The organism is Desulfuromonadaceae bacterium, assembly GCA_019429445.1.
Classification (GTDB): Bacteria; Desulfobacterota; Desulfuromonadia; order Desulfuromonadales; family JAHYIW01; genus JAHYIW01.
Window position 1 is genome coordinate 1 of sequence record JAHYIW010000055.1, and the last position, 5,825, is coordinate 5,825.

Here is a 5,825-nt window from a genome sequence, read left to right on the forward strand (position 1 = left end):
GCGGTGGCGTTTGAATTGCTTTCTTGCCCCTGCTTCCCTGAAAGGTTAACATCCCTCTTGGCGAAGGGGGGGGCATGAACACACAGAACCACAACCATAACCGCAACGCACCGGCTGAAACAAAAGCCGGTGCATTGCGGTTTTTTTGTCGTTTTTGTTAAGAGGTGTGACTTTTATTGACACTCGGGTGGGGTAGGGTGGTTGGGCGAGGGGCAGAGGAGAGAGTGGTGGAAAAATTTTATGCGCATTCCGGGCATAATCCGGATAAGTCGGACTGGCAGGGGCTGGAAGAGCATCTGCTGGGAGTGGCGGAATTGGCGGAGGAGTTTGCTTCTGTCTTTGACGCTGGGGAGTGGGGGCGGATGGCTGGTCTGTTGCACGATGCCGGAAAAGCGACTGCGGCGTTTCAACGGCGGTTGGAAGGGAGTTCTGAACGGGTCGACCATTCGACATTCGGAGCAAGATTGGCGCAGGAGCATGGAGGGCGTCTCGGGCTGCTAATCTCCTACATGATTGCCGGACACCATGGTGGATTGCCGGATGGTGGTTTGCAGGAAAGGGAGCTTCACTACCGCCTCAAATACGGCAAGGTTCCAGAGGATGCCGAGTTGATCCCGGTTGTCGATAATAAGAGGGATCTTTTGCCACCATTTCGGTTAAACAGTAAAGACCATGCCGGTTTCAGTCTGACTTTTTTTGCCCGGATGATTTTTTCCTGCTTAGTTGATGCCGATTTTCTCAATACCGAGGCTTTCTGTGATCCTGAGAAAAATGCTGACAGACCAGTTATAATCTCGGGCCAGATGTCAGAACTGAAAAAGAAATTGGATGATCACCTTGTCGATCTTGTTAAGGGAGCAGCACCAACATCGGTCAATCAGTATCGTCACGAAATCCTGACACAATGCCGCATCAAGGCAGATTTACCACCGCAGATTTTTTCCCTGACGGTTCCGACCGGTGGCGGCAAAACTCTTTCTTCTTTGACTTTTGCCTTGGATCACGCTGTTGCTAATGGCCAACGACGGGTCATTTACGCAATCCCCTTCACGTCAATCATCGAACAGAATGCCCAGGTTTTTCGTAGAATTCTCGGTGACGAAGCTGTGCTGGAACACCACTGTAATTACAAGGAATCAGATGACTCTGAAGGGGCTGCATACAACCGTCGCCGCGGGTTGGCAGCAGAAAACTGGGATGCTCCATTGGTGGTGACGACCAATGTGCAATTCTTTGAATCGCTGTTCAGCAATAAGACATCGCGCTGTCGCAAACTCCACAACATCGCCGGAAGTGTGATCGTGCTCGACGAGGCGCAGGCAATCCCGACCGAATATCTCGAACCTTGCTTGCTCGCTTTACGTGAATTGGTCAACCATTATGGCTGCTCGGTCGTGCTCTGTACCGCGACTCAACCGGCGCTTGATGACCAGAACAGTATACGGGCAGCTCTACCGAATATTTATGAAATCATCGATAGCCCGCAGCAATACTACGATGCCCTGCGACGCACCAAGGTAGAATTTGTCGGAATCTTGCCTGACGACGAATTGGCTGGCCGGGTTGCGACTGAAAACCAGGTTCTGTGCATTGTTTCTACCAAAGCGCACGCGCGTGACCTGTACGAACGAATACAGGGCACTGATGGCATCTATCATCTTTCGACCAATATGTATCCTGAGCATCGTCGCCGCGTACTTGATGACATTCGTGATCGACTCAAGGCTGTACCCAAAAAACCATGTCGGGTGATTTCGACCTCGCTGGTTGAGGCCGGAGTCGATCTTGATTTTCCCGTGGTTTTCCGCGCCATGGCTGGACTCGATTCCATTGCCCAGGCGGCGGGCCGCTGCAACCGTGAGGGACTGCTCAACAATATCGGTGCAGTCGGCCGGGTTTATGTGTACGTACCGGAAATACCGCCACGCATGCCCTGGCTCAAGCGTTGTGCCACGCGCGCCGAGGAGGTCTTGCGCAGTTTGTCGGGGGCCGACCCCATTGGTCTTGCTGTGATGCGGCGCTACTTTGAATTGCTCTACGATGTGCAGGATCTGGATAAAAAACAGATTGTCCGACGCCTCAATCAGCAACTCACCCCGGCACTTTATTTTCCCTTTCGCGAAGTAGCACAGGATTTTCGTCTTATTGAGGATGAAAGTATCGGCGTCATCATCCCGAAAGAACCGGATGCCGAGAAGCTTATGCGTCAACTGTATTTCGCCGAACATCCGGGGGCGATTCTGCGTAAGCTTCAGCAATATACTGTGGCCGTCAGAACCAAAGAATTTGCCATTTTGAACGCCGCTGGAGCGTTGGAAGTTATTGACGATAAATTTCCGGTTCTTCGGAATTTACGAGCTTACCGAAGCGATGTAGGGTTGCTTGTTGATGACGGCGAGGTTTGGAATTCGGAAGAGTTAATCTGTTGAAAAACCATATTGAGTTAATGGAAGGAGGAAGCCTATGGCGTATGGTATCAAGCTGCGGATCTGGGGTGATTATGCCTGTTTTACCCGACCTGAAATGAAGGTCGAGCGCGTCTCGTACGATGTTATGACCCCTTCAGCGGCACGTGGGATTCTTGAGGCGATCCACTGGAAACCGGCGATTCGCTGGGTGGTCGACAAGATTCACGTACTGCGACCCATCAAATTCGATAATGTTCGGCGCAACGAGGTCAGTTCCAAAATCCCCAAGCCGAACCCTGTCACCGCAATGCGGGATAAAAAACCTCTCTATTTCCTGGTCGATGACGGCAGCAATCGTCAGCAGCGCGCATCAACTCTGCTGCGTGATGTCGAGTACGTCATCGAGGCGCATTTCGAATTAACCGACAATGCCGGCAATGAGGACAACGAGGGGAAACATCTCGATATTTTCCGACGTAGAGCAAAAAAGGGACAGTTTTTTCACCAGCCCGCTTTGGGTTGTCGTGAATTCCCGGCCAATTTCGAACTGCTTGAGGATGAAATGCCGACATCTTGCTATGCCGGACAAAGCAAGGACCTTGGATATATGCTCCTCGATATTGATTTTGCCAACAATATGACCCCGCTCTTTTTCCGCGCACAGATGGAAGACGGTATTATCACGCCGCCATCACCGCTAGCTATGGAGGTGCACGCATGATGCTGCATGCACTCAACGAGTATTATCAGCGCATGGTTGAAGATCATGATTCTCGGATGCCACCTTACGGCACCAGCATCGAGAACATTTCTTTTGCCTTGGTGCTTGATGAAGACGGTTCAGTCAAGGCGATTGAAGATTTGCGAGAACTGAACGGCAATAAGCTTCATCCGCGCAAAATGCCGGTTCCGGCAGCGGAAAAAAAAGCCAGTGGAATAAAGGCAAATTTTCTTTGGGATGCAACAAACTACGTATTGGGATTTGACGACAAAGGTAAACAGGAGCGCGCTGACCGATGCCATGAGGCATTTATTGAACAGTTAAAAAAATATTGCGACGTTTCTGATCCAGGACTTAAAGCAGTGTTAAAATTTCTGGAAAATGGTCATAGCAAAGATGTCGCTAACCGGGAGGATTGGCCTGATATTTGTGGTAGCAATCTTGTTTTTAGGCTGGATGGTGTTCCTGGGTTTGTACATGATCGGTCTGCAGCACGAGAGTCATGGTCAGCATGCTTGGCTGACAAAGAGCAGGGCAACACAAGTCAGTGTTTAATAACAGGACGCAAGCGTCCTATTGCCCGCCTTCATCCTTCAATTAAGGGTGTTCGTGGGGCTCAATCGTCAGGGGCCTCAATTGTTTCATTTAATCTTTCGGCATTTGAGTCTTACGGTAAACAGCAATCTTTTAATGCCCCGATTAGCCAGGAGGCTGCTTTTTCTTACACTACCGCTCTCAGCTCTCTCCTTGCTTTGGACAGCCGTCAGAAAATAACCATCGGTGATACGACTTATGTCTTCTGGGCAAAAAAAGCGATTGAAGCCGAAGGTTTTCTGGCTGATTTATTTGACCCTCCGTCAGAAGATACGCAAAAGCCGACGGAGCAGGATGACCAGATTTCGACCAGAAATATTCACGGTCTGCTGAAAGCTATTAGCGACGGTCGCAAGCCTTCCGATTTCATGCCCGAACTGAACGAGGACGTGAGTTTTTACATCCTCGGCCTGGCGCCTAATGCTGCTCGTCTGTCGATCCGTTTCTGGCAGGAAACCAGCTTGGGCGAACTGCTGGAAACGGTCGGTCGGCATTACCGGGAACTCAATCTCGTACAGCAGTTCGATAGCGAGCCGGAGTTTCCTTCCTTGTGGCGCTTACTGGTGCAAACCGCAACCCTTGGCAAATCTGAAAATATCTCTCCGGTTCTAGCCGGTGGCCTGACCCGCGCGATGTTGACTGGCCAGCCCTATCCACAAAACTTGTTGCCCGTAGTGCTTGACCGCATACGCGCCGAGCACAATGTTACTTATTTTCGCGCCGCACTGCTCAAGGCCTATCTGCTGCGTAACACCCGAATGGAGGAGGTCCCCGTGAGTTTTGACCCTGAAAGAACCGATCAACCGTATCTGCTGGGACGGCTCTTCGCTGTTATCGAAAAAGCCCAGGAAGAGGCGGTCCCCGGAGCCAATGCGACGGTGAAGGATCGCTATCTGGCGTCGGCTGCCGCAACGCCGAGTCTGGTTTTTCACTTGCTGCTGAAAAATCAGACCAATCACATCGCCAAGCTGCGCAAAGATCAGGAAAAGAAGGGTCGGGCAGTCTATCTTGAGCGGCTGACACAAGACATTATCGGCCTGTTTGACAATTACCCGAAAACTCAGTCACCTGAACAGCAAGGGTTATTCATGATCGGCTACTACCATCAGCGTAAAGATTTCTTCACTAAGAAAACTCAGGAGGGCTAAACAATGAACGCAATATCCAATCGTTACGAATTCGCACTGTTGTTTGACGTACAGAACGGTAATCCCAACGGTGATCCCGACGCCGGCAATACTCCGCGCGTTGATCCTGAAACCGGCCATGGGCTGGTGACCGACGTCTGTCTGAAGCGCAAGATCCGCAACCATGTCGCTCTCGCCAAAGAAGGTTCTGAAGGTTTCAATATCTACGTGCAGGAAAAAGCGGTGCTCAACCGCAGCAACGAGATGGCTTACAAACAGTTCGATCTGAAGCCTGAAGCGAAAAAGCTACCCAAAAAAATCGAAGACGCACAAAAAGTCACCGGCTGGATGTGCGCCAATTTCTACGATATTCGTAGCTTTGGTGCAGTTATGACCACTGAAGTCAACTGTGGCCAGGTGCGAGGACCAGTGCAGATTGCCTTTGCCAAAAGTGTCGATCCGATCCTTTCGCAGGAGATCAGCATTACCCGCATGGCAGTGACCAATGAAAAAGACCTGGAAAAAGAACGCACCATGGGGCGCAAGCACATCGTTCCTTATGGGCTGTATGTTGCTCAAGGCTTCATTTCCGCACCTCTGGCGGAAAAAACCGGATTCAGTGATGCGGATCTTGAATTGCTCTGGAACGCTCTAACCAACATGTTCGAGCATGATCGCTCCGCAGCTCGGGGAATAATGAGCAGCCAGAAACTGTTCGTTTTCAAACATCAGGATAAACTCGGCAACGCCCCCGCGCACAAACTCTTCGACCTGATCGACATCAAACGCAACGACCGCACCGAAGGTCCAGCGCGGTCGTTCAAGGATTATGACGTGACGGTCGGTACGGCCCCGGCGGGGGTTGAGATAATCGAGAAACTGTAACGCCTGTCGCAAATGCGACAGGCGATTTCAGATCTCAGATTGCATATTTCACAGAGGCTGCTGTCAATGTTCTGAGATCTGAAATTTCAA

General features: G+C 50.8%; 4 protein-coding genes. All 4 read left to right on the forward strand.

Annotated elements, in window-relative coordinates; genetic code table 11:
• Window positions 1-227: 227 nt before the first annotated feature.
• The 4 genes from K0A93_13425 to cas7c are packed head-to-tail and all read left to right on the forward strand — an operon-like array spanning window position 228 to window position 5,735.
• A complete protein-coding gene (locus K0A93_13425; protein ID MBW6513089.1) occupies window positions 228-2,429 on the forward strand; it encodes a CRISPR-associated endonuclease Cas3'' in 2,202 nt (733 codons plus the stop codon).
• 34 nt (window positions 2,430-2,463) lie between these two features.
• A complete protein-coding gene (gene cas5c, locus K0A93_13430) occupies window positions 2,464-3,129 on the forward strand; it encodes a type I-C CRISPR-associated protein Cas5c (protein MBW6513090.1) in 666 nt (221 codons plus the stop codon).
• On the forward strand, window positions 3,126-4,871 hold the full coding sequence (gene cas8c / locus K0A93_13435; protein MBW6513091.1) for a type I-C CRISPR-associated protein Cas8c/Csd1: 1,746 nt from the start codon (window positions 3,126-3,128) through the stop codon (window positions 4,869-4,871). The genes cas5c and cas8c overlap by 4 nt, the downstream gene beginning before the upstream one ends.
• Before the next feature lie 3 nt (window positions 4,872-4,874).
• Window positions 4,875-5,735 (forward strand): type I-C CRISPR-associated protein Cas7/Csd2, encoded by an 861-nt coding sequence (gene cas7c, locus K0A93_13440; GenBank protein MBW6513092.1) that lies wholly within the window; start codon window positions 4,875-4,877, stop codon window positions 5,733-5,735.
• Window positions 5,736-5,825: the final 90 nt, after the last annotated feature.